The organism is Vibrio proteolyticus NBRC 13287, assembly GCF_000467125.1.
Classification (GTDB): domain Bacteria; phylum Pseudomonadota; class Gammaproteobacteria; order Enterobacterales; family Vibrionaceae; genus Vibrio; species Vibrio proteolyticus.
In genome coordinates, this window is sequence record NZ_BATJ01000027.1 from 1 (window position 1) to 24,079 (window position 24,079).

Annotated in this window: 19 protein-coding genes and 5 tRNA genes; 7 read left to right on the forward strand and 17 right to left on the reverse strand. The window is 51.9% G+C overall.

What is annotated here, in order from left to right:
- The 6 genes from VPR01S_RS20365 to VPR01S_RS20390 all read right to left on the reverse strand — a co-directional run.
- Nucleotides 1-657, reverse strand: a 657-nt coding sequence (locus VPR01S_RS20365; protein WP_040903239.1) for an ABC transporter ATP-binding protein, incomplete at its 3' end; no start/stop codon positions are given.
- A 754-nt stretch (nucleotides 658-1,411) separates the two neighbouring features.
- Nucleotides 1,412-1,488: transfer RNA gene (locus VPR01S_RS20370), tRNA-Pro, on the reverse strand.
- Between the two features lie 4 nt (nucleotides 1,489-1,492).
- A tRNA-His gene (locus tag VPR01S_RS20375) sits at nucleotides 1,493-1,568 on the reverse strand.
- A 45-nt stretch (nucleotides 1,569-1,613) separates the two neighbouring features.
- A tRNA-Pro gene (locus tag VPR01S_RS20380) sits at nucleotides 1,614-1,690 on the reverse strand.
- Nucleotides 1,691-1,695: 5 nt separating this feature from the next.
- Nucleotides 1,696-1,771: transfer RNA gene (locus tag VPR01S_RS20385), tRNA-His, on the reverse strand.
- A 39-nt stretch (nucleotides 1,772-1,810) separates the two neighbouring features.
- Nucleotides 1,811-1,887, reverse strand: a tRNA-Arg gene (locus VPR01S_RS20390).
- Nucleotides 1,888-2,176: 289 nt separating this feature from the next.
- Between VPR01S_RS20390 and VPR01S_RS20395 the strand changes: the two genes are divergently transcribed.
- Nucleotides 2,177-2,590, forward strand: a complete 414-nt coding sequence (locus VPR01S_RS20395) for a c-type cytochrome (protein WP_040903228.1) — start codon at nucleotides 2,177-2,179, stop codon at nucleotides 2,588-2,590.
- Nucleotides 2,591-2,637: 47 nt separating this feature from the next.
- On the opposite strand, the gene rep is transcribed toward VPR01S_RS20395, so the two are convergent.
- A complete protein-coding gene (rep, locus tag VPR01S_RS20400) occupies nucleotides 2,638-4,656 on the reverse strand; it encodes a DNA helicase Rep (protein ID WP_021707265.1) in 2,019 nt (672 codons plus the stop codon).
- Nucleotides 4,657-4,825: 169 nt separating this feature from the next.
- On the opposite strand from rep, the gene VPR01S_RS20405 reads away from it, so the two are divergent.
- The 4 genes from VPR01S_RS20405 to ubiK all read left to right on the forward strand — a co-directional run bounded on the left by VPR01S_RS20405 (nucleotide 4,826) and on the right by ubiK (nucleotide 10,078).
- Nucleotides 4,826-5,407, forward strand: coding sequence for a TetR/AcrR family transcriptional regulator (locus VPR01S_RS20405; protein WP_156008765.1), 582 nt, complete (start codon nucleotides 4,826-4,828; stop codon nucleotides 5,405-5,407).
- Between the two features lie 18 nt (nucleotides 5,408-5,425).
- Nucleotides 5,426-6,532, forward strand: a complete 1,107-nt coding sequence (locus VPR01S_RS20410; RefSeq protein WP_021707267.1) for an efflux RND transporter periplasmic adaptor subunit — start codon at nucleotides 5,426-5,428, stop codon at nucleotides 6,530-6,532.
- A gap of 11 nt (nucleotides 6,533-6,543) precedes the next feature.
- Nucleotides 6,544-9,684 carry a multidrug efflux RND transporter permease subunit gene (locus VPR01S_RS20415; protein ID WP_021707268.1) on the forward strand — a complete coding sequence of 1,047 codons (3,141 nt, stop codon included), beginning with the start codon at nucleotides 6,544-6,546 and terminating at the stop codon, nucleotides 9,682-9,684.
- A gap of 136 nt (nucleotides 9,685-9,820) precedes the next feature.
- A complete protein-coding gene (gene ubiK / locus VPR01S_RS20420; protein ID WP_021707269.1) occupies nucleotides 9,821-10,078 on the forward strand; it encodes a ubiquinone biosynthesis accessory factor UbiK in 258 nt (85 codons plus the stop codon).
- A 175-nt stretch (nucleotides 10,079-10,253) separates the two neighbouring features.
- On the opposite strand, the gene ilvC is transcribed toward ubiK, so the two are convergent.
- Nucleotides 10,254-11,738, reverse strand: coding sequence for a ketol-acid reductoisomerase (gene ilvC / locus VPR01S_RS20425; protein WP_021707270.1), 1,485 nt, complete (start codon nucleotides 11,736-11,738; stop codon nucleotides 10,254-10,256).
- Nucleotides 11,739-11,880: 142 nt separating this feature from the next.
- Between ilvC and ilvY the strand changes: the two genes are divergently transcribed.
- Entirely contained in the window at nucleotides 11,881-12,771 is an 891-nt protein-coding gene (gene ilvY / locus VPR01S_RS20430; protein ID WP_040903231.1) for an HTH-type transcriptional activator IlvY, read from the forward strand.
- A 60-nt stretch (nucleotides 12,772-12,831) separates the two neighbouring features.
- Here ilvY and hemN read toward each other — a convergent pair whose 3' ends face one another.
- The 5 genes from hemN to VPR01S_RS20460 all read right to left on the reverse strand — a co-directional run bounded on the left by hemN (nucleotide 12,832) and on the right by VPR01S_RS20460 (nucleotide 17,455).
- A complete protein-coding gene (gene hemN / locus VPR01S_RS20435; protein ID WP_021707272.1) occupies nucleotides 12,832-14,220 on the reverse strand; it encodes an oxygen-independent coproporphyrinogen III oxidase in 1,389 nt (462 codons plus the stop codon).
- A 174-nt stretch (nucleotides 14,221-14,394) separates the two neighbouring features.
- Entirely contained in the window at nucleotides 14,395-14,883 is a 489-nt protein-coding gene (locus VPR01S_RS20440; RefSeq protein WP_021707273.1) for a DUF2489 domain-containing protein, read from the reverse strand.
- Between the two features lie 9 nt (nucleotides 14,884-14,892).
- A complete protein-coding gene (gene yihI, locus VPR01S_RS20445) occupies nucleotides 14,893-15,456 on the reverse strand; it encodes a Der GTPase-activating protein YihI (protein WP_021707274.1) in 564 nt (187 codons plus the stop codon).
- Nucleotides 15,456-16,094 (reverse strand): class I SAM-dependent methyltransferase, encoded by a 639-nt coding sequence (locus VPR01S_RS20450; RefSeq protein ID WP_021707275.1) that lies wholly within the window; start codon nucleotides 16,092-16,094, stop codon nucleotides 15,456-15,458. The genes yihI and VPR01S_RS20450 overlap by 1 nt, the downstream gene beginning before the upstream one ends.
- A gap of 743 nt (nucleotides 16,095-16,837) precedes the next feature.
- Nucleotides 16,838-17,455, reverse strand: a complete 618-nt coding sequence (locus tag VPR01S_RS20460; RefSeq protein WP_021707276.1) for a c-type cytochrome — start codon at nucleotides 17,453-17,455, stop codon at nucleotides 16,838-16,840.
- Nucleotides 17,456-17,603: 148 nt separating this feature from the next.
- On the opposite strand from VPR01S_RS20460, the gene yihA reads away from it, so the two are divergent.
- Nucleotides 17,604-18,281: a ribosome biogenesis GTP-binding protein YihA/YsxC gene (gene yihA, locus VPR01S_RS20465; protein WP_021707277.1), complete on the forward strand. Its 678-nt coding sequence runs from the start codon at nucleotides 17,604-17,606 to the stop codon at nucleotides 18,279-18,281.
- 491 nt (nucleotides 18,282-18,772) lie between these two features.
- On the opposite strand, the gene spfP is transcribed toward yihA, so the two are convergent.
- The 4 genes from spfP to hemB all read right to left on the reverse strand — a co-directional run bounded on the left by spfP (nucleotide 18,773) and on the right by hemB (nucleotide 24,008).
- The gene (gene spfP, locus VPR01S_RS23265) at nucleotides 18,773-18,820 is read right to left on the reverse strand and encodes a small protein SpfP (RefSeq protein ID WP_438356636.1); all 48 of its coding nucleotides are present in this window, start codon (nucleotides 18,818-18,820) and stop codon (nucleotides 18,773-18,775) included.
- Nucleotides 18,821-19,013: 193 nt separating this feature from the next.
- Nucleotides 19,014-21,806, reverse strand: a complete 2,793-nt coding sequence (gene polA / locus VPR01S_RS20470) for a DNA polymerase I (RefSeq protein ID WP_021707278.1) — start codon at nucleotides 21,804-21,806, stop codon at nucleotides 19,014-19,016.
- 624 nt (nucleotides 21,807-22,430) lie between these two features.
- Entirely contained in the window at nucleotides 22,431-22,883 is a 453-nt protein-coding gene (locus VPR01S_RS20475) for a GNAT family N-acetyltransferase (RefSeq protein ID WP_021707279.1), read from the reverse strand.
- Between the two features lie 81 nt (nucleotides 22,884-22,964).
- Complete coding sequence (hemB, locus tag VPR01S_RS20480; protein ID WP_021707280.1) at nucleotides 22,965-24,008, reverse strand: porphobilinogen synthase; 1,044 nt, start codon at nucleotides 24,006-24,008, stop codon at nucleotides 22,965-22,967.
- Nucleotides 24,009-24,079: the final 71 nt, after the last annotated feature.

Consider the following 24,079-nt stretch of genomic DNA (forward strand, 5'->3'; position numbering starts at 1 on the left):
GTTAGAGACCACTCCCATATCGTGGGTCACCAGCATACAGCCGACATTGTTCTTGATGCACAGATCACGGATCAGGCTGAGGATTTGGTCCTGGATCGATACGTCCAGAGCCGTCGTTGGTTCATCGGCAATGATCAGATCGGGCTCACCCGCCAAGGCGATCGCAATCACCACCCGCTGACGCATGCCGCCGGAGAATTGGTGAGGATACTGCTTGAGGCGGTTTTCCGGCTGCGGAATACCGACCTGATTCATCAGTGACAATGCGCGCTGATACGCTTCGTCATCACTGACTTTCATGTTGGCGTGAATGGTTTCTTTCAGTTGTTGTTCGACCGTGAACAGCGGATTGAGCGACGTCATCGGATCCTGAAAGATAAATCCGATTTTAGAACCGCGCACTTTACGCATCGCTTCTGGTGACAGGCCCGATACCTTTTCGCCATCGAGAAACACCTCACCGCTGGCGATCAGGCCCGGCGGGCTGAGCAAATCACTCACCGCATTACCCACGGTCGATTTCCCTGCCCCCGACTCACCGACCACACCTACGATTTCGCCACGTTCAATATTGAACGATAACGCTTTCACGGCCACATGCACTCCGTGGCGCGACGGGTACTCGATACGAAGATTTTTAACTTCTAAAAGTGACATTACCAGACCTCTACTGCTTCGGCAGTTTTCTGCCCTGTCTGAAAAATTGAATCCATTCCTGCCAGTATAAAATGCTGGCAATTTACAAGCTCATCAATGTGGCAAAAATTTTACACAAAAGCAACAAACAGAGTATAAAAAATCGAAAGCGGTTAAATTAAAAGCAATTAAGCCATATAAAAATGCAGCTTGTATGCATATCATCTTGCCAACCAAGGTGCTGTAGCTCGTCCACTCTAGGTGACAAAGTTAGACTTTACTGCTATTTCACAGCAAAAACATAAAACAAAATAAAAATCAGCCACTGAATTAAACTTCAAATTTTCCCGCTAGTTTTCCATTAACATTACAGAAACAAAAACCAGATATTTTTCCTTACACGATATTACCTACAAGAATCTGGGTAAATATTTAGTCAATAAAACTATCAAAAAGCCTAAATCGCCTGACGCACTACCAGATATCAAGATAGACAAAAAAACCGTCTTCCGTGAGGGAATCCCTTATAAATCGAGAAAAATACAATATTGTGTGATCGGACAGACGCTTAACGCGCGGCATGACGCGGAATTGTCCCATTAACGACAATGGGTATCCGTGGGAACGTAGCAGATGAGGTTAAATGAAGGCGTTAGCGCCGAGGCAGCCGATAGATTTGCTAAGCCGGAGCGGGTCACTGGGCGACAACACGTACGCGCCACGCAAGCAAAACAAACAAAAAAAGCCTCGTCATTTCTGACGAGGCTTCTTAATGTGGTCGGTGAAGAGGGATTCGAACCCCCGACCCTCTGGTCCCAAACCAGATGCGCTACCAAACTGCGCTATTCACCGAGAATGGGGTGGCTAACGAGACTTGAACTCGCGACAACCGGAATCACAATCCGGGGCTCTACCAACTGAGCTATAGCCACCATCAAATTGTCATGTTTACCGCGTTGACGCCATAAACTAAAATATGGTCGGTGAAGAGGGATTCGAACCCCCGACCCTCTGGTCCCAAACCAGATGCGCTACCAAACTGCGCTATTCACCGAGAAATGGGGTGGCTAACGAGACTTGAACTCGCGACAACCGGAATCACAATCCGGGGCTCTACCAACTGAGCTATAGCCACCACTATATTTTGTACCGATAAACATCCTCCGGGATGAAATGGCGCGCCCGAAAGGATTCGAACCTTCGACCTTTGGCTCCGGAGGCCAACGCTCTATCCAGCTGAGCTACGGGCGCATGCCCTATCGGCGGAGTGGAATAATACGTATATCACACTATGCCGTCTAGTACTTTTTTAACTTTTTTTACCGTTTGACGCCTTTTTGGGCAATTAAACACTGAATGTCCGACGTTGACGATGTGACACACCCCCTGAAGCTGATAACTTGTTGTTTAATGCAACAAGTTATCGGGATATAATCACCCAATATTTACATTGATTTAACAGCATCTAACGCTGTAGATCAAACCCACTCTAATAATCAGGTAAGCACGCACTTACCTTCAGGAATGTAAAGTGAGTTTAATGGATATGTCTCGAAAAATTATCATTGCCTTGGTCGCTGCGTTCACTTTTTCTGGTGCCTCTTTTGCAGCAAGCGTCAGCCAAGAAAACCACGATGTCATCGCAGAGCGCATCAAACCTGTCGGTGACGTGTATCTGGCGGGCAGCGAGCCTGTGGTTGAGAAACCAAGTGGCCCACGTGACGGCGCAACCGTTTACGGCACCTTCTGTATCGCCTGTCACGCCTCTGGCGTCAGTGGCGCACCCAAGACCGGTAATGCGGCAGACTGGGGTCCGCGTATCGCGCAAGGAAAAGACGTGTTGAAAGATCACGCGATCAACGGCTTTAACGCCATGCCACCGCGCGGGACCTGTATGGACTGTAGCGATGACGAAATCGTTGCCGCCATCGAGCACATGATCGAAGGCCTGTAACCAGCATCGAGAAAAAAGGCTTGCCAGTGGCAAGCCTTTTTTGATCGTTATTTCTTGTTAAACATGGCACGTAAGTTGGCAATGTGTGCCTGGCCTTTAGCCATGCGCTCTTCCTGGGAGACCGGTTTTTTCGTCTGCTCCCACTCCACATCGTCGTACGGCAGTTCATCGAGAAAGCGGCTTTGCGTCGGTTTAATCAACTCACCGAACTGACGGCGTTCACGGCACATGGTAAACGTCAACTCGCGCTGTGCCCGGGTGATGCCCACGTACATCAGGCGGCGTTCTTCCTCAACATTGTCTTCGTCAATGCTGGTCTGATGCGGCAAAATGCCCTCTTCTGAACCAATCAAATAGACGTACGGAAACTCCAGACCTTTGGAGGCGTGCAGTGTCATCAGTTGCACCGCGTCACTGTCGTCGTCGTCTTCACCTCGCTCCATCATGTCGCGTAGTGTCAGGCGCTGAACCACCTCTTTGAGGGTCTTCTCTTCCTGATCGTAATTATCGCCTTCCAGATCAGAGACAATCCACGAATAGAGATCCGAGACATTTTTCATCCGCATCTCGGCCGCTTTCGGACTGGCAGACGTCTCGTACAACCAGTCTTCGTAATTGATGTCACGTACCAGGGAACGGACCGCTTCGACGGTGTCTCCCCGCTCGGCCTGATCGCCGATTTTCACCAGCCAGTGAGTGAAACGGCGCAGAGTCTCCAACCCGCGACCACTGAGGTGTTGTTCAAGTCCGATTTCAAAACTGGCCTCGAACAAACTTTTGCCCCGCATGTTGGCGTAACTGCCAAGCTTCTCCATCGTCACCGGGCCGATTTCCCGTTTGGGCGTGTTAACGATGCGCAGAAACGCGTTGTCATCATCCGGATTCACCAGCACCCGCAGATACGCCATGATGTCTTTGATTTCAGCTCGGGCAAAAAACGACGTGCCGCCGGACAACTTGTATGGCACTCGGTTTTGCATCAATGACTTTTCAATCAGGCGCGACTGGTGATTACCGCGGTACAAAATCGCATAGTCACGGTAATCGGTGCGGTTAAGAAATTTGTGCGCAATCAGCTCACCAGTGATCCGTTCCGCTTCGTGCTCTTCATTCTTGGCCAACAGGACTTTGAGTTTTTCACCGTCCGGAATTTCAGAAAACAGAGATTTTTCATACACGTGCGGATTGTTGGCAATCAGAATGTTGGCCGCGCGCAAAATCCGGCTGGTCGAGCGGTAGTTCTGCTCAAGCTTGATCAGACGCAGGTTGGGGTAATCTTCACCAAGCAGTACCAGGTTCTGTGGCTTGGCGCCACGCCAGGAGTAAATCGACTGATCGTCGTCGCCCACCACCGTCAGACGCCCGCGCTCACCGACCAGCAGTTTCACCAGTTCGTACTGACTGGTGTTGGTGTCCTGATATTCGTCCACCAGCAGGTAGCGAATCCGGTTCTGCCAGCGCTGACGCACGTCCTGATTATGACGCAGCAACAATACCGGCATCAGGATCAGGTCATCGAAATCAAGGGCGTTATACGCCTGCATCTGCTTTTGATACATCTCGAAACAAAATGCAAACAGCTGCTGCTGTTCCCCCTGGGCATGCGCCTTGGCTTGCTCCGGCGTCAGCATGTCGTTTTTCCAATTGGAAATCGTACTCATCAGTTGACGCAGCAAATCTTTGTCGCCGTCGAGCTGCTTCTCGGTCAACTCTTTCAACAGCGCCAACTGGTCCTGATCATCAAACAGGGAGAAGCCAGCTTTCAGCCCGAGGGTTTTGTACTCACGGCGAATGATATTCAGCCCGAGCGTGTGGAACGTCGACACCATCAGGCCACGCGATTCCGCTTTGCCCAAGGTCTGCCCCACCCGCTCTTTCATTTCTCGCGCCGCTTTATTGGTGAAGGTCACCGCCGCAATATTGCGCGCTTTGTAGCCACACTGCTGAACCAGGTAGGCAATTTTGTTGGTGATCACACGTGTTTTGCCCGAGCCGGCGCCGGCCAGCACCAGGCACGGACCCGACACATATTTCACCGCTTCATCTTGTCTTGGGTTCAGCTTCATCGTCAGCTCAATTCAGTAAAAAACAGGGCGACTATAATAATGCTGCAATGGCATGATTGCTATTGTCTCTGCAATAAGATTTTTTACGTCGATTCACAATACTTGGTTGCATAACTGCCTGCAATGTGAGCTATAATAAATGAACGTTCATTCATTGGTGGTGGGATTTATGACCAGTAACACTAGTGTAGATAAACGTGAGCAGATACTCCTGGCCGCGGAAGCCCTGATTGCAGAATCCGGTTTTCAGGGGCTATCGATGCACCGGCTGGCAACCGAAGCCGGCGTCGCTGCAGGCACGATCTACCGTTATTTCTCGGATAAAGAGCATCTCCTCGATGAGGTACGTTTACATGTTACGCAACGCATAGCCAATGAAGTGCAGGCTGGAGTCTCTGATGATATGCCGCTGAAACAGCGCTATCGAACGATGTGGCTCAACATCTGGAATCTGGCCGGTTCTAATCTGGATATTCTGAAAAACCGGGTTCAGTACGAATCGTTGCCCTCTTCACAGTGCTGCGCACGTAAAGAAGTGGAGCGGGAAATGTTTGACAAGGTTTACCGGCTTTTCGAAGAAGGGAAACAAACCGGCCTGTTTAAACCTCTGGCTCATGAGGTGCTATCCGGCCTGAGCTTTGAAGCCAGCGTTGCGTTGGCACGAAAACACGCTTTGGGATTTTATCAGCTGGACGATGACGCACTTGAAGCGGCCATTGAAGCCAGCTGGGATGCAATAATTAAACACTAACTTGGAGTTCTCATAAGAATGAAAAAGTGGACTTTCTTTATGATACTGATCGTCATACTGCTGTTTGGCAGTGTGATAGGTGTCAACATGTTCAAGCAACAGAAGATTGCCGAATTCATGGCCAATCGGCCTGAGCCTGAATTTCCGGTCACCGCGATGGAAGTCAAAGCCGTCGACTGGGTACCGGTGATTGAAGCGATCGGCTTTATCGAGCCGAATCAGGGGGTGACCATTTCGAACGAAACCGCCGGCATTGTTGATCAAATCACTTTCGAATCCGGCACTCAGGTTGAATCGGGCCAGCCACTGGTCCTGCTCGACTCTGATGTGGAAAAAGCCAACCTGAAGAGCTCGCAGGCGCGCCTGCCAGCGGCCAAAGCCAAATACGAACGTTACCGTGGGCTGTACAAAAAAGGCTCCATTTCCAAAGAAGCGTTTGATGAAGCCGAAGCAAACTACTACTCACTGTCGGCAGACATCGAGTCGCTGAAAGCCACCATTGACCGCCGTGAAATCAAAGCGCCATTTGCTGGTGTGGTTGGTATCCGTAACGTGTATTTGGGTGAGTACCTGCAAACCGGTACCGAGATTGTGCGTCTGGAAGACACCAGCGTGATGCGTCTGCGCTTCACCGTGCCTCAGCGCGATATCTCTCGTATCAGTCTAAAGCAGGAAGTCGATATCTTTGTCGATGCTTACCCGGATCAGCCATTCAAAGGGGCGATCACTGCGATTGAGCCTGCCGTCAGCGTGCAGAGCGGTCTGATTCAGGTTCAGGCAGACATCCCGAACAGCGACGGTAAGCTGCGCAGCGGTATGTTTGCCCGCGCGCACATCATCCTGCCGAAGCTGGCAAACCAGGTGACGCTACCGCAAACTGCCATCACTTTCACGCTTTACGGCAACAATGTTTACGTGATCACGGATAAAGATGGTGAGAAACGCGTTCAGCAACACGTGGTAAAAGTGGGTGAACGCACCAAAGACATCGCTCACATTCTTGAAGGCGTGAAACCGGGTGATACGGTGGTGACCACAGGTCAGGTACGTTTGAGTAACGGTGCTAAAGTGCGCATCGTCGAAAGCGATGCCACCACCACACCAGCTGAAACACCAATGCTGTAAGCGAGGGACACATGCGCTTTACTGATGTTTTCATTAAACGTCCGGTTTTAGCGGTATCGATCAGCTTTTTGATAGCCCTGCTCGGTTTGCAGGCGGTATTCAAAATGCAGGTGCGGGAATACCCTGAAATGACGAATACGGTGGTGACTGTCACCACCAGCTACTACGGCGCCAGTGCCGACCTGATCCAGGGCTTTATTACCCAGCCTTTGGAACAGGCCGTCGCCCAGGCAGACAACATTGACTACATGACGTCGCAATCGGTGTTGGGTCAGTCGACCATTACGGTCAACATGAAACTCAATACCGATCCGAACGCCGCGCTGTCCGACGTCCTGGCAAAAACCAACTCGGTACGTTCTCAGTTGCCCAAAGAGGCAGAAGACCCGACGGTTACCATGTCGACCGGTTCGACTACTGCGGTGCTGTACATCGGCTTTACCAGCCCTGAGCTGAACTCAAGCCAGATCACCGACTATCTGGAACGGGTGATCAACCCTCAGCTGTACGCCGTGAACGGTATCTCAAGCATCGACTTGTACGGCGGGCTTAAGTACGCCCTGCGCGTATGGTTGGACCCGGCTAAAATGGCGGCGCTCGATCTGACCGCCACCGATGTGATGTCGATTCTGAACGCCAACAACTACCAGTCGGCGACGGGTCAGTCGGTCGGTGAATTCGTGTTGTACAACGGCAGCGCCGATACTCAGGTGTCGAACGCCGACGAGCTGAAAGCTCTGGTGGTCAAAACCGAAGACAACGGCACGGTGATCCGCCTGGGTGACATTGCCAAAGTCATGCTGGCGAAAAGCCACGACACCTACCGCGCCAGTGCCAATGGCCGGGAAGCGGTAGTGGCAGCGATCAACGCGGCACCAAGCGCCAACCCAATCAACATCGCTGCGGACGTGATGAAACTGTTGCCGGATCTGAAGAAAAACATGCCGAGCAACATCGAGATGAACGTGCTGTATGACTCAACGATTGCGATCAACGAGTCGATCCACGAGGTGATCAAAACCATCGTGGAAGCGGCGATCATCGTACTGGTGGTGATCACCCTGTTCCTGGGGTCATTCCGGGCGGTCATCATCCCGATCGTCACCATTCCGCTGTCGCTGATTGGTGTGGCCATGGTCATGCAGGCAATGGGTTTCTCCTGGAACCTGATGACGCTGCTGGCAATGGTTCTGGCCATCGGTTTGGTGGTGGACGATGCAATCGTGGTACTGGAGAACGTCGACCGGCACATTAAAGAAGGCGAATCGCCGTTCCGCGCCGCCATCATAGGGACACGTGAAATCGCGGTTCCGGTTATCGCCATGACCCTGACGCTGGGCGCGGTATACGCCCCGATCGCGCTGATGGGCGGTATCACCGGCTCGTTGTTCAAAGAGTTTGCCCTGACTCTGGCCGGTTCGGTGTTTGTTTCCGGTATCATCGCGTTGACCCTGTCTCCGATGATGTGTTCGAAAATGCTTAAAGCCAATGAACAACCGGGCAAATTCGAGCAGAAAGTGCACCACTTACTGGATCGCATGACCAACCGTTACGAGCGCATGCTGCGTGCAGTGATGCAACACCGTCCGGTGGTGATCGCATTTGCAATCATCGTGTTCGGCAGTCTGCCGGTGCTGTTCAAGTTCATTCCAAGTGAACTGGCACCATCGGAAGACAAAGGGGTGATCATGCTGATGGGTACCGGCCAGTCCAACGCGAACCTGGACTATCTGGCCAACACCATGGCGGACGTGAACCGTATTCTGTCGGATCAGAAAGAAGTTCAGTTTGCTCAGGTGTTTACCGGTGTTCCGAACTCCAACCAGGCGCTGGGGATTGCCTCGATGGTGCCTTGGAGCCAGCGTGAAGCGAGCCAGGCTGATGTGACCAACCGCGTTGGTGGTCTGGTGAAAGACATCCCGGGCATGTCGGTCACCGCGTTCCAGATGCCAGAACTGCCCGGCGCGGGCTCCGGTCTGCCGATCCAGTTTGTCATCACAACACCGAACGCGTTTGAAAGCCTGTTCACCATCGCCACCGACGTACTGGCCGAAGTGAACCAGAACGCCATGTTTGTCTACTCGGATCTGGATCTGAACTACGACTCCGCGACGATGAAAATCAACATCGACAAGGACAAAGCTGGTGCGTACGGCGTGACCATGCAAGACATCGGGGTCACTCTGGGGACGATGATGGCCGACGGTTACGTAAACCGTATCGACCTCAACGGCCGTTCGTACGAAGTGATCCCTCAGGTTGAACGTAAGTGGCGCCTGAACCCGGAATCGATGAACAACTACTACGTGCGCGCGGCGGATGGTAAAGCAATCCCACTTGGCAGCCTGATCACCATTGATGTGATTGCTGAACCTCGTTCACTGCCGCACTTTAACCAGTTGAACTCCGCCACCATAGGTACAGTTCCGGCGCCGGGTACGGCAATGGGAGACGCGATCAACTGGTTTGAGAACATCGCAGAAACCAAGCTGCCACGCGGCTACAACCACGATTACATGGGTGAAGCCCGTCAATACGTGACTGAAGGCAGCGCCCTGTACGCCACCTTTGGTCTGGCTCTGGCGGTGATCTTCCTGGTACTGGCGATTCAATTTGAATCCGTCAAAGACCCGCTGGTGATCATGGTGTCGGTACCGCTGGCTATTTGTGGGGCACTGATTGCGCTGGCATGGGGGGCGTTCCTTGGCACAACGACCATGAACATCTACTCTCAGGTCGGGTTGATTACCCTGGTCGGTCTGATCACCAAACACGGTATTCTGATCTGTGAAGTGGCCAAGGAAGAACAGTTGCACAACAAACTGAGCCGCATTGACGCGGTCATGGAAGCGGCCAAAGTTCGTTTGCGTCCGATTCTGATGACCACGGCGGCGATGATTGCCGGCCTGATCCCATTGATGTACGCCACGGGCGCCGGGGCGCAGCAGCGCTTCAGCATCGGTATCGTCATCGTGGCTGGTCTGGCGCTGGGGACACTGTTTACCCTGTTCGTACTGCCAGTGATCTACAGCTATCTGGCGGAAAAACATAAGCCACTGCCGGTGTTTGTCGAGGACAAAGATCTGGAAAAGCTGGCACGGGTGGATGAGGCCAAAGCAGCTCAGCGCCAGCTAGCTGACAACAACCATTAATTCATCTGCTCGTTGACTCTATTTACAGGCCACTTCGGTGGCCTTTTTTTATTGTGCTCGCTTTTTTACGCCAAACAGGGCGACTTTCCCAGTCCAATTACATAAAATAATCTCAAACGGACAGGAGTTATGACACATGTTTGATCCCAAAAAATTAGAGCAAGTCGCGAAGCAGATTCACGACGCCATGCCACAGCCAGTCAAAGACCTCGGCGCCGATGTGGACCAGAAGGTACGCCAGGTGATCCAGGGCCAGTTAAACAAACTGGACGTGGTCAGCCGCGAAGAGTTTGATGTCCAGACTCAAGTGCTGCTGCGCACGCGCCAGAAGCTGACCGAGATGGAGCAAAAACTGGCCGAGATTGAGCAGAAACTGGCGGACAAAGAACAGTAATTCTGCCGCCTGCACGCTCTGACGCAGACAAAGAAAAAGGCTTGCCCATTCGGAGCAAGCCTTTTGTTTTAGTTAAGGTTGTGTTTGCTTGTTGTATTTATTGACCCCGATCTGTGCGGAGTGCATCTGGGGAGAACGTGTCGCCACCCTCCCCCGATCTCTTGCCGGAGGCGACTTAGCCACCAACCGCAATGCGTTTCATGTCGGTCATGTAACCACGCAGCTCTTCACCGATGTACTCCACCGGGTGATTGCGGATCGCATCGTTCACGGCGATGAGCGTGGCGTTATCCACGTGGTTGGAAACCTCACCAAGCCCCTGACCAATCACGTCCGTGCCGATCGATGGCATGAACTGTTCACGCAGCAGCGGCGTGGCCACATTGGCAAATAAGTAGTTGCCGTATTCTGCCGTATCAGAAATCACCACGTTCATCTCATACAGGCGCTTACGTGCAATGGTGTTGGCAATCAGTGGCAGCTCGTGCAGCGACTCATAGTACGCTGACTCGTCGATGATGCCTGAAGCGGTCATGGCTTCAAACGCCAGCTCAACCCCGGCTCGCACCATGGCGATCATCAGGATGCCGTTGTCGAAGTATTCCTGCTCAGAAATCTCAACGTCGGATTCCGGGTAGTTTTCAAACGCCGTTTCACCGGTTTCTGCACGCCAGCCCAGCAGGTTCACGTCGTCGTTCGCCCAGTCAGCCATCATGGTGCTGGAGAAATGCCCGGTGATGATGTCATCCATGTGTTTGTTGTACAGCGGACGCATCAGCTCTTTCAGCTGCTCAGACAGCTCAAATGCCTTGACTTTGGCCGGGTTCGACAGGCGATCCATCATGTGCGTGATGCCACCGAACTTAAGCGCTTCCGTGATGGTTTCCCAGCCGTATTGCAGCAGTTTACCGGCGTAACCGGCGTCAATGCCTTCTGCAATCATCTTCTCGTAGCAGACGATGGAACCGGCCTGCAGCATGCCACACAAAATGGTTTGCTCACCCATCAGATCCGATTTCACTTCCGCCACGAATGACGATTCCAGACAGCCTGCGCGATGGCCACCAGTTGCAGCTGCCCAGGCTTTAGCGATATCCCAGCCTTCGCCTTTCGGGTCATTTTCCGGGTGCACCGCGATCAGAGTCGGAACACCAAAGCCGCGTTTGTATTCTTCACGCACTTCGGTACCCGGACATTTTGGTGCCACCATCACGACCGTCAGGTCTGGACGAATTTGCATGCCCTCTTCCACAACGTTAAAGCCGTGGGAGTAACCCAGTGCCGCCCCTTCTTTCATCAGGGGCATCACCGTTTCCACTACATTGGTGTGCTGTTTGTCCGGGGTCAGATTTATCACCAGATCCGCTTGTGGAATCAGAGTTTCGTAACTGCCGACTTCAAAGCCGTTATCTTTGGCATTTTTGTATGACTGACGTTGCTCGTCGATCGCCGCCTGGCGCAGCGCATAAGCGACGTTCAGACCCGAATCACGCATGTTCAGGCCCTGATTCAGACCCTGAGCACCACAACCAACAATCACCACTTTCTTGCCTTTGAGGTAATCCGCCTCCGTCGCAAATTCACTGCGATCCATAAAACGACAACGACCAAGCTGGTCCAACTGCTCACGCAGGTTCAAAGTATTGAAATAGTTAGCCATGGGGCTCTCCTTTAATCATTCGTCCTAGAAAGGTCAGCGCTGACTCGCTGAATGATTTCATACTAAAGCAGACATCAAATTGCTTAAAGTGATATATTCACAATTAGTTATTGCAAATAATGCAACAGAAAGTGACCTATTCATGAACACCAAACACCTGCAGATGTTCATTCATCTGTGTGACAGTAAAAGTTTCAGCAAAACGGCATCGGCGATGCACATCAGCCCGTCGGCACTGAGCCGTCAGATCCAGAAGCTGGAAGACGAAACCGGTCAGAACCTATTTCTGCGTGACAATCGCAGTGTCGATCTCACTCCGGCCGGCAAGCGTCTGCTGCCGGTGGCGCTGAAAATCCTCAACGACTGGCAACAGTACAGCGCGCAGCTGAGCGGCCATGAAGCAGAACTGAAAGGGGAAATCCGTCTCTATTGCTCGGTCACGGCCAGCTACAGCCACTTACCGGAACTGCTTTCCGAGCTGCGCCTACAACACCCTTTGATTGAATTTAAACTCTCGACCGGCGACCCGGCGCAGGCCATCGACAAGATACTCAACGATGAAGCCGACATCGCCATCTCGGCCAAGCCGGATCAACTGCCTGCGCGGCTGGAGTTTGAGACCATCAGCGAAGTCCCCCTGTCGGTGATTGCACCGATTGGCGTCAGCAGCTTTGCGGAGCAGTTGCAACAGGAGTCACCCGGCTGGGATTCGATTCCGTTCATCATCCCCGAAGCCGGTACGGCCCGTGAGCGGGCCAACGCCTGGTTTAAAGCGATGCGGATCCGGCCAAACATTTACGCTCAAGTCTCCGGCCATGAAGCGATCGTCAGCATGGTGGCGCTCGGTTGTGGTGTGGGTATCGCGCCGGATGTGGTGATCAATAACAGCCCGGTCAGAGAAAAAATTCAGCGTCTGAAAGTCGAGCCGATCAAGCCCTTTACCCTTGGCGTGTGCTGCAAGCGATCGCAGTTGGATAATCCGCTCATCAAAGCGTTATGGACCGTGGCCGAAGGAAAATTTATTGCCCCTTAACCGGCGCCGGACCAATACAAACAAGCCACGCAGTTGCGTGGCTTGTTTCAGGAAGCGGGGTTAAATCACCCGGGAAAACTGCTGCTGGCGCGCTTTCTTCCGCAAGTATTTATCAAAACACATGCAGATATTGCGGATCAGCAGCCGGCCGCGCAGAGTAACGCGAATTTCCCGCTCATCCACTTCCACCAGCTGGTCGTCGATGAAGGTCTGCAACAGCGTCAGATCTTCGTCGAAATAACGGTTGAAACGCACACCAAACTGGCGTTCAATCTGATGTTTATCGAGACGGAAGTTACAGATCAACTGCTTAATAACCTCCCGGCGTAACAGATCGTCGCTGTCCAGCGCAACCCCTTTCCACAGCGCATGGCGCTGTTCATTGACCTGAGCGTAGTAGTGTTTGAGCTCTTTCTGGTTCTGGGCATAAACGTCCCCGACCATGGAGATCGCCGACACACCAAAACCGACCAGATCACAGTCGCCCTGTGTGGTGTAACCCTGGAAATTGCGGTGCAGTACGCCATTGCGCTGCGCCACCGCCAGCTCATCGTCCGGACGAGCAAAATGGTCCATGCCGATGAACTGATAACCGGCCCCGGTCAGGGTCGCAATCGTGTCCTGGAGGATCGCCATTTTCTCTTCTGCCGGTGGCAAGTCCTGATCCTTGATTTTGCGTTGAGCAGCGAACAGCTGCGGCATGTGAGCGTAGTTAAATACCGACAACCGCCCCGGCGCCATCGCCAGCACCTGTTTCAGCGTGTCGGCAAACGTGGCTTGCGTCTGTTTCGGCAGGCCATAAATCAGATCCAAGTTGGTCGAACGAAAACCCAGTTGTTTGGCACGCGCCACCATGGCAACAATAAAATCTTCATCCTGCTCACGATTGACCAGCTTCTGCACTTCCTTGTTGAAGTCCTGCACGCCAATACTGAGACGGTTAAAGCCTTCATTACGCAAATGGTCCAGCATCGTGAGTTCGATTTCACGCGGATCCACTTCGATGCTGATCTCCGCGTCGGCACGGAAATGAAATTCATCACGCAGCAGATTCATCACGCGACTGATTTGCGCTTCCGAGAGAAAAGTCGGTGTCCCGCCGCCAAAATGCAGCTGCGTCACTGTACGTCCCTGCAGCAAACCTGCACGAGTACGGATCTCCAGTTCCAGCACGTCCAGGTATTCATCGGCTTTGTGCGAGTGACGGGTGATCACTTTATTGCAGCCGCAGTAGTAACACAGTTTGTGGCAAAACGGGATGTGGATGTACAGCGACAGCGGTCGCTCAGGGTACTGAGTGCACGCCATGTCGTAATCGGCAATCGTGAACGCCTCGTGAAACTCCAGGGCGGTCGGGTATGAGGTATAGCGCGGTCCGGAATAGTTGTACTTCTCGAGTACGGCTTGGTCCCACACAATTTGCTGGCTGGCTACGACTTGCTGCGACATGGTGCTATTTTCCGTTCAGGCCCTCACGGGCGTTGCTTCTTTGACGGGCTATTTTGCCACACCGGAATGACAGACACCGGGTAGCAAAAGAGGTTTCTGGTATAAAATTTCAGAACTTGCTAGCTCGATCACTCACCCTTAAGTGTAGTGTGATCGAGCTAGCATGCGTTCGGTTCAGATCATCTGAATGTTGATCTGATTGTTCAGGGGCTGAACGTTTTTATGCAGCGTTTTCAGCTCTTCAACGATGGCATCGTTGAGACGAGATTCGGCTTTCTGGCGCGTCAGATTCTGTTGCATACGCTCTTTCTTCGCCAGTTGTTGACGATCGTCACCGCGCGCCATGTCTTTGACAATATGGTACAACTCAGAAATCGCCGGATAGGTCTGATCAAAATCGACCCGGTCATCACCCTGGACATAGTCCATGATGCAGTAGACACGAATGCTGATTTCCGACAAATCGCACTGGCCCTGAATACCGGCCAGGCACAATGTCTGAACATTATCAAAAATATTGGCGTTGCGTTTCTGAATCGCCAAAGCCTGGTGTTGCTGCTGCAACTCCTTTTGCTTCTTCAGTTGGAGCAGAAGGTAACCCGCGTACGAGGCTAAGCCGAGAATAATGATTCCACCCGCAATGGCCAGTAAGGTTACGTTCATCACTGTTTACTATCCTTTAAAATCGTTCAGATCCAGGTCTTCAAACTGAGACAACAGATCGTCGTCGGAACTGGCGCGACGCGGCGATTTTTTCGCTACGGGTGCCGGTTCGGACTCCGGCTCGCTTGCCAGTTCGTCATCCGTCTCGTCGTACAGACCGAGTTGCTTCATCAGTGCCTCGATGCGATCGAGTTTTTCGTTCACGTACTTTTGCAGGCCAGCGCCCAGCTTTTCGCCATTGTCCAGACGTTCCAGCAATACGTTCAGTTGCGCATCGTTCTCCAGCATAGCCAGTTCCTGCTCAGCAGACAGGCGACGCTGAGTTTTGCTCTGCTTCTTCGGCGCTTCCACCACCAGTGGAATTTTCTTCTGGCTGCCTAAACGCGGATCACGTTGTTGCGCAGCCTGGCGCATTTTCTGCTCTTTGGCTTCCGAGTTACGGTTACCGGTTTTCAGCCCTTTGCGCTTTTTATCGCGTTTACGCAGACGGCCTTCGACGTCTGACTGAGTGCGGTTACGGACGACAACGACGTCGGTATTTCCGCCTGATCTTGCTTTTTTCTTGCGACTCATTACTGGGGTTTCCTCAGTAAAATTACATCTTTGCCTATAAATTCCAGCTTGAGCTGATCCCGCTCTGCCAGATACCGGAACGTTTGACGACTAAAAAACACCACATGGGTCGGGTCATTTTTATAGTGCCATCCGGCAAACGCCTCTACGTCGATAACCATCTTGGTCATCAGACCAATCCAGCCACCTGGCTTAACCAAATTCAACCATTGTTGCCACACCTGATCGGGCCGGTATAAGTGCTCGATGACTTCCGTGGCGGTCATAAAATCGTAACGATGCTCCAACACGCCGCTATCCGGGTGGTAATAGAGATCGTACAGACTGACTTTGTGCCCCTGCTCTTCGAGCATCAGCGACAAAGTCGGCCCCGGACCGCAACCAAAATCGAGCCCGTGCGACTGCGGCGCCAGGCGCTCTTGCAGCGGCTGCGCTATCCGCGACAAAAAGTGCCGATAGCCTTGGTCCGACGGATCGTTCTCATGCAGATCATAGTGAGCTTTTTCTGCCTTTGCATCCAATCGCTGAGATGGATCAACAAAAACCAGTGCGCAGCGCTGACACTGAAGATAGGCGCGGCGTGAGTCTTGAAAATAAAACTCAATCTCTGGGCTGTGGCATAAAGGGCAATCGTGCATGCGGTCATCCTCAAACAGGGATGCGCAACATACCAGAAACTGCGATCAGAGTGGAGCACTATTGGGTGTTTTCTCACCAGTTTGGCGAAAAAAATCCGAGAACCGGTGACAACAGAGATAAAAAAAGCGACAGGTAACCCCGTCGCTTTCTAAATGCCATCAAGTGGCGAAACTGTGTTGCACCCATTCCGGTGCACCAATATTCCTTTTGTTTTTCGTGCTTTCCCTGCGCAAAAGTGTCGTTTTTCACCATCCTGATGAATTTTGGCTTTCCTTTTGCTACTTCCTGTCTGTACCTGGGCTCATCCTGAGCCTGATCCGTTTCACTGTCTAAACCATTAGACGAGGTGACCATCCCTATCGGGTAAGCGTCCTGGCTTACCTGAATCCTTTCTCTTTCGAGCGGACATCCATGGCCCGCATCCTTGAAGACCTGCTTGGTCTGAAATCCTGTGGCCAGCTCCCTGCTGACGGAACTACTCTACCTCAGCCGTTTAGACCTGCAAGAGCGCAAACACAAAAAATAATATTCTTTGTCGCCTTTCAAACCGAGTTCATTTAAATCAATCAGTTATGAAAGATCGTGTTACATTTTTCCCGACAAGTATGGCGGATCTCTTACACGAACAGCAGACAGTCGCGAAGCAAGGCAGCCAGTAGCGATGTGATCTTGGTCAAAAAACAAACCGCCCCGGTCGAGGACCGGGGCGGTTTGTTGTAACCGTTGCTCGAGCGAATCAGGCTTAGTGCAGACCACCAACGTATTTAGACAGTGTCTCGATATCGTCGTCAGTCAGCTTTTTCGCGATGTCACGCATCATGCCGTTCATGTCGTTATTGCGGTCGCCATCACGGAATTTTTGCAGCTGAGCTTTGATGTAGTCAGCATGCTGACCAGAAATTTTAGGGAAACCTGAAAGCTCAGTACCGTTGCCGCGCGGGCCATGACAAGCGATACACGCGGTCAAACCACGTTCAGCATCGCCAGCGGTGTAAAGGGCTTGGCCGTTTTTCACCACGTTTTCCGGTGTTGTATTACCTGAAATGGGCAGAGAAGCGTAGTATGCCGCCAAGTCCGCCATGTCTTCTTCGGTCAATGGCATCGCCATACCACTCATTACCGGATCGTAACGGCCTTGTTTACCAGCACTTGTCATACCTAACTTAAGGTCCTTCAACTGCTTCTCAATGTATTTGGCGTGTTGGCCTGCAAGTTTAGGGTACATTGCAAGTTGACTATTGCCGTCCGCTCCATGACAGGCAACACACGTTTGGGATTTTGCTTTACCAGCTTCGATGCTGCCTTGGGCTAATACACTGCAGCTGGCTAAAAGACTCAAGATTAGCGCTAATTTCTTCATGACATTCCATTATAATTATCAAGCTTCCAGTACCACTCTGCGTTGCCACTCATGGTACAATAGGCGACCTTATGCCGAGCACGGTTATTTTACACATTTTCACAAAAAAGTAATCAATCGACTACACAAAGTCGAGATGGAGTTAACAGTGAGCGTAAAAATTCATTACCAAAACACGCATTTCATCACGAGTGCACCTGATATTCGTCATCTGCCAGAAGATGAAGGCATCGAGGTTGCGTTCGCCGGTCGCTCCAATGCGGGCAAATCCAGTTCTCTTAACCGTCTGACCAACCAAAAAAGCCTGGCAAAAACCAGTAAAACCCCCGGCCGGACACAGTTAATCAACCTGTTTAAGGTGACCGAAGGCTGTCATATCGTCGACCTGCCGGGCTACGGCTTTGCTCAGGTGCCACTCGAAATGAAGAAAAAGTGGCAGAAGTCACTCGGAGAATATCTGCAAAAACGTCAGTGCCTGAAAGGTCTGGTGGTACTGATGGACATCCGTCACCCGATGAAAGATCTCGATCAGCAATTGATTTACTGGGCCGTTGACTGCCAAATCCCGGTGCTGGTGCTGTTAACCAAAGCCGATAAGCTAAAAAGTGGCGCACGCAAAGCTCAGGTACTGAAAATTCGTGAAGCGGCGATGGCCTTTGGTGGCGACGTCAAAGTGGACGCTTTCTCGTCGCTCAAAGGTATCGGAGTCGATATTCTGCGTAACAAATTGGATGAGTGGTTTGCGCCCGCGCTGGCACTGCAGTTGGAAGAAGCGGCGCCCGACGATGAGCAGGGAGAAGCGCCAGCAGATGAACAGGCCGACTGAGCCTGCCCTAACCCGTTTCCAGCCCTGCCACTCGGTGGGGCTTTTTCTTACCTGTTTGTTGATCGCCTGACCCCAGAAATAAAAATCCCCACCATCCTGGCGGGGCAACGGGAGAGAAATAGGAGGTAATTATTATTATGTGACTAAGGATTCACTAAAGCCGGCGATTTTTCAACCGTGCAATTTTACACTTCAACCTCTCCTTATTTGCCTCAAAGACTCAAAGTAAGATCATGATAATCTTATAGTTAGTATCTTTAGATTGCTCATTTCGCGCCGAAATGTGGTATTAGTTTTCTTTCTGAAATAACAAAACTGTGATTGGTGATAAATTACAAAATTGTGGTTTATTACCGATCATTTCGTGACGGAAGTATCCGCGAATGAAGCAATGGACGCTGAGTCGTCTTGGCGCAGTGAAGGTGGGAGTGGTGCTCTGGCGTTGGCCCAATAAAAAACGCCCCAGTCAAATACTGACTGGGGCGGCTGAATCAGCCTAATCCAATAACGTGAAACAAAAGGTCTGAAAGATAGAACATCTTACCTCTGTACCCTACGCCGCTTAATGTACAACAATTGGTCAGAAATGAAAACTCTTTTTGTAGTTTTTTTTCATTAAATTTTTATTAAGCAACATACACGTATCCAGGGCCAAGTCTTTTTTAGAGACAAAAAAAAGCCAGTGTTTGTGCACTGGCTCATATATTTTCAGACATTCAGCACAAAAAGTGGTTAGTGCGCTTGATCCCAGTTGTCACCATGGCCCGCTTCAGCGACCAGAGGTACATCCAACTGCGCGGCCGACTCCATCAATTCTTGTACTTTACTTTCAATTTCGGACAAAGATGACTCTTCCACTTCGAACACCAGTTCATCGTGTACCTGCATTAACAGTTTCACGCGTCCCTGGCCTTCCTGCTCAATCCAATCAGCCACCAGCAACATGGCTTTTTTGATGATGTCCGCCGCCGTACCCTGCATCGGTGCATTGATCGCCGCACGCTCAGCCGCCTTGCGACGCATACCGTTTCGTGAAGTGATCTCCGGCAGATGCAACCGGCGGCCAAAGATAGTCTCAACGTAGCCCTGATCCGCCGCCGTACTGCGGGTGTCTTCCATATATTGCATCACTCCCGGGTAGCGCTCAAAGTAGGTGTCCATGTACTGCTGCGCTTCACCACGCGGAATGCCCAGCTGTTTAGCCAGACCAAACGCACTCATGCCGTAAATCAGGCCAAAATTGACCGCTTTGGCGCGGCGGCGTTGTTCACTGGTCACGTCTTCGATGTTGACCCCAATGATCTCCGCCGCGGTCGCCGCGTGGATATCTTTACCTTGCTGGAATGCTTCCAGTAGCGCTTTGTCGCCCGACAGATGAGCCATAATCCGCAATTCAATCTGCGAGTAGTCGACCGCCATGATTTTGTAGCCGTGCGGCGCCACAAACGCCTGACGGATCCGGCGCCCTTCCTCATTACGGATTGGAATGTTCTGCAAGTTCGGATCGGTTGAAGATAGACGCCCTGTCGCGGTTACCGCCTGATGGTAAGAAGTATGCACTCGGCCCGTTTCAGGGTTAATCATCTTCGGCAGTTTATCGGTATAGGTGGATTTGAGTTTGGCCAGGCCACGGTATTCCAGGATCAGTTTTGGTAGTGGGTAATCGAGCGCCAGCTCCTGCAACACTTCTTCATTGGTCGATGGTGTGCCTGATGGTGTCTTCTTAACAACAGGTAAACCCATCTTCTCAAATAACAGCGCTTGCAACTGCTTAGGCGAGTTCATATTGAACTCCTGCTCAGCCACGTCGTAAGCTTGCTTCTCCAACTCGTCGAGACGCAGCGCAATTTCTTGAGACTGGGCAGCCAGCTTCATGTCATCGATCAACACCCCGGTGCGCTCAATACGTGACAGTACCGGCACCAGAGGCATCTCAATTTCGCGGTAGACACTGGCCAGCTTGTCGTCCTGTTCAATATTGGCGATCAGACGCTGATGCAAACGCAAGGTTACGTCGGCATCTTCTGCGGCGTAAGGCGCGGCTTGTTCGAGATCGATTTGATTGAACGTCAGTTGATTCTTACCTTTCCCGGCAATCTGCTCAAAGGAAATGCAGCTGTGCTGCAAAAAGCGCAATGCCAGGCTGTCCATATCGTGCTTGCCACCCACGCTGTTGAGTACGTAAGACTCCAGCATGGTGTCGTGCTCAATGCCCTTCATCTCAATACCGTAACGCGCCAACACGCTGGCGTCGTACTTGAGGTTCTGCCCCACTTTCGCCTGGCTGTCGTCTTCCAGAATCGGTTTCAGTTGCGCCAGTACCCAATCACGATCCAGTTGCTCGGGTGCATCCAGATAATCGTGCGCCACCGGCACATACGCCGCAACTCCGGCTTGCGTCGCAAACGACACCCCAACCAGGTCAGCGACCATGTAATCCAGGCTGTCGGTTTCGGTATCAAAGGCAAACACCTCTGCCGCTTTGAGCTGCTCCAGCCAAGTCTGGAAGCTGCTCTCATCAAGAATGGTCTCGTAATGGCTGCGATCTATGGTCACTGCCGAAGTGTCCAGTGCCGCCTGAGCTGCGCCCCCGCTGCGGCTGCTGGTGCCGGCCTGCTCATCCGCCTGAATCACCGGACTGCTGCCGTCCAACAACTCATTCAGCCAGGATTTGAACGCCAATTGGCTGTAGAGTTGTACCAGCTTATCAACATCCGGCTGCGCTTTCGTCAGTGACTGAGGGGTTTCTTCCAGTTCAACGTCCAGCTTGATGGTCGCCAGCTCATAAGACAGGTAAGCGTTGTCTTTGTTCTCAACCAGCTTTTTGGCCATGGTTTTCGAGCCACGAAAACCCAGCGCCGCAATGTCATCCAGTTGCTCGTAGAGGCGATTCAATCCGCCGATCCCCTGTAACAGAGCGGTGGCCGTTTTATCGCCCACGCCCGGCACACCCGGAATGTTGTCCACTTTATCGCCCATCAGCGCCAGATAATCGATGATCAGTTCCGGTGGAATACCAAACTTTTCCACCACGCCTTCACGATCCATCACTACATTGGTCATGGTGTTGATCAACGTCACGTTGTCATCGACCAGCTGCGCCATGTCTTTGTCACCGGTACTGATCAACACAGGCATGCCCGCCTGAGACGCCTGATGCGCCAGCGTGCCGATCACGTCATCGGCTTCCACCCCGGGGATCACGATCAAAGGCAATCCCATCGCACGAATCACCTCATGCAAAGGTTCAATTTGGCAACGCAGATCGTCTGGCATCGGCGGACGGTTGGCTTTGTATTCCGGATACATATCATCACGGAAGGTTTTGCCTTTGGCATCAAACACCACCGCGATGCGATCCGAGGAGAACTGGCGCATCATGCTGCGCAGCATGTTGACCACGCCATACACCGCGTTGGTCGGGATCTCACCATTGCTCATCGTGCCCGGATAGGCATGAAACGCGCGATAAAGGTACGAAGAGCCGTCGATAAGAATCAACGGATTATCAGGAATACTGGCCATAATTTAGAGTATCCAAACATAAGCGTAAAAAGAGCTGCTTAGGATGCCATGACTGCCGGGATGAATCCATTTTAACTCGGTGAACCTTACTCACACATTTGCTTAACGATCCAGCGCCACCACGCCCCACCTGTGGATAACTCTGTTTATATTATTTATCCACTGGTTTTTTTTTATCACTCAAACTGTCTTAATCTAAATTTAATGCCATGAATATTAACGAAAAATAAGAAGATCGATCCCCTCACCCACGATCCTCACACGATCTTCGCTTGTGGAAAAGACCCTTGGTGCCCTTTTGCCCACCTCATCCGGACTGCGCTCAAATAACGGGCATAAAAAAAGCGACATCCTAAGATGTCGCCTAGCAAAAAGGGGTCAAAGCTTTCTTCATTAAGAATGGTCATGCTTTGCCATAAAGCTATAAATTACACTGGAAGCAATGTGAGCAATGTCGTGTCAAAAAGAATGCGTGCAAGCTCAGAAAGTGCTGTCTCATCACCTTTCAACCCAAAGTTAAGCGGTAAATCAACGTCCTTGTGAACTTTCCTCATTCCCTAAGACGAGATTAATAATAATCATTCTCATTTAAGTCGTCAACAGTTAAATGAGAAAAAATCTCATTTAATTTTTTATCACCGGAGACAAGGTTTTCACAAAGTGAATTCGGGCATCTTCCAGTGGTTGGTGTGGCTCAAAACCGGCAATCAGATATTGGTTACGCAGCAGCAAACGTAGCATGGCCGGAAACTGGTTACGGGATTTGACGGTGATCCGGCGATAACCCTGTGCACACGCCCACTGCTCTTGCACATCCAGCAGTTGTTGCGCGACACCTTTGTTTCTTGCCAGCGGCGACACACCACCAAACCAACTGTAAAACGTGTCAGCGTCGAGCTGATAACCGAGCTTAAATCCCAGTAGCTCCCCTGCCTCTTCCGCCACCAGCGTCAGGTGTGGTTTGTCCGCAATCCGCTCTTTAAGCGTCGCGACACTCTCCCCTTGCGCAAATTCCGCAATCTGCTCAACCACCTGAATGACTTCTTGCAATGATCCCTGACGAATCGTCACCGCCATGTTTCTTCTCCTCACTCCATCATAACGAAACAGGCCGGCACGAGGCCGACCTGATGAGTCTGTTTTCAGCAGCGCGGAGGCTTAGTCCCGCTTCAGAAACTTCGCTGTTTCAGCGTTCTCCGCAGCCAGCCATTCGGCGACGTCTTTCGCAAAGTAAGTCAGGATACCGTCGGCACCGGCGCGCTTAAAGCACAGCAACGATTCCATCACAATCTCCTGTTCTTTCAGCCAGCCGTTCTGAATCGCGGCTTTGTGCATCGCGTATTCACCGGATACCTGATACGCAAACGTCGGCACCTGCAGTTCGGTTTTGACCCGGCGCACGACATCCAGATACGGCATACCCGGTTTAACCATTACCATGTCAGCCCCTTCAGTGACATCCATCGCCACTTCGTACAACGCTTCATCGCTGTTGGCCGGATCCATCTGGTACGTTTTCTTATTGCCACCTTTCAGGTTCGACGATGAGCCGACCGCATCACGGAACGGGCCGTAGTAAGCCGATGCGTACTTCGCTGAGTACGCCATGATCTGGGTGTGGATGTAACCCGCTTCTTCCAGCGCTGCGCGAATTTTTCCGATACGTCCGTCCATCATGTCAGACGGTGCCACCACGTCTGCGCCCGCTTCCGCGTGCGACAGTGCCTGTTTGATCAGCACTTCAGTGGTCTCGTCATTGATGACGTAACCGTCTTCATCAATGATGCCGTCCTGGCCGTGGGTCGTAAACGGATCGAGTGCGACGTCGGTGATCACACCAATTTCCGGCACGTGCTCTTTCAGCAGGCGGACGGCGCGCTGAACCAGACCATCAGGATTGTGTGCTTCAGTCGCACACAGGCTTTTCGCATCTTGATTCACCACCGGAAACAGAGCAATAGCAGGAACACCAAGCTGCGCCAGGTACTGTGCTTCTTCCAGCATCAGGTCAATCGACAGGCGCTCAACGCCCGGCATCGATTCCACCGGCTCGCGGCGGTCTTTCCCCATCAGAATAAACATCGGGTAGATCAGGTCGTTCGCCGACAACTGGTTTTCCGCCACCAGGCGACGGCTGAAATCGTGTTTACGAACGCGGCGCAGACGGCGCCCAGGGAACTGGCCTAGAATGGATACTGACACTCTATTCTCCTTATCTGGTGCAAGTGCTAGGACCGAAATCATAACACTCTCGCTTTTTCACGCTAGGGACA

Excerpts from the sequence above, each read along its gene's own strand:
- VPR01S_RS20440 (WP_021707273.1), bottom strand. The coding sequence starts at position 14,883 with ATGAACGTAACCTTACTGGCCATTGCGGGTGGAATCATTATTCTCGGC.
- VPR01S_RS20460 (WP_021707276.1), bottom strand. The coding sequence starts at position 17,455 with ATGAAGAAATTAGCGCTAATCTTGAGTCTTTTAGCCAGCTGCAGTGTA.
- VPR01S_RS20450 (WP_021707275.1), bottom strand. The coding sequence starts at position 16,094 with ATGCACGATTGCCCTTTATGCCACAGCCCAGAGATTGAGTTTTATTTT.
- VPR01S_RS20415 (WP_021707268.1), top strand. The coding sequence starts at position 6,544 with ATGCGCTTTACTGATGTTTTCATTAAACGTCCGGTTTTAGCGGTATCG.
- ilvC (WP_021707270.1), bottom strand. The coding sequence starts at position 11,738 with ATGGCTAACTATTTCAATACTTTGAACCTGCGTGAGCAGTTGGACCAG.
- rep (WP_021707265.1), bottom strand. The coding sequence starts at position 4,656 with ATGAAGCTGAACCCAAGACAAGATGAAGCGGTGAAATATGTGTCGGGT.
- VPR01S_RS20410 (WP_021707267.1), top strand. The coding sequence starts at position 5,426 with ATGAAAAAGTGGACTTTCTTTATGATACTGATCGTCATACTGCTGTTT.
- ubiK (WP_021707269.1), top strand. The coding sequence starts at position 9,821 with ATGTTTGATCCCAAAAAATTAGAGCAAGTCGCGAAGCAGATTCACGAC.
- polA (WP_021707278.1), bottom strand. The coding sequence starts at position 21,806 with ATGGCCAGTATTCCTGATAATCCGTTGATTCTTATCGACGGCTCTTCG.
- hemN (WP_021707272.1), bottom strand. The coding sequence starts at position 14,220 with ATGTCGCAGCAAGTCGTAGCCAGCCAGCAAATTGTGTGGGACCAAGCC.
- yihI (WP_021707274.1), bottom strand. The coding sequence starts at position 15,456 with ATGAGTCGCAAGAAAAAAGCAAGATCAGGCGGAAATACCGACGTCGTT.
- VPR01S_RS20395 (WP_040903228.1), top strand. The coding sequence starts at position 2,177 with ATGGATATGTCTCGAAAAATTATCATTGCCTTGGTCGCTGCGTTCACT.
- VPR01S_RS20475 (WP_021707279.1), bottom strand. The coding sequence starts at position 22,883 with ATGGCGGTGACGATTCGTCAGGGATCATTGCAAGAAGTCATTCAGGTG.
- ilvY (WP_040903231.1), top strand. The coding sequence starts at position 11,881 with ATGAACACCAAACACCTGCAGATGTTCATTCATCTGTGTGACAGTAAA.
- VPR01S_RS20405 (WP_156008765.1), top strand. The coding sequence starts at position 4,826 with ATGACCAGTAACACTAGTGTAGATAAACGTGAGCAGATACTCCTGGCC.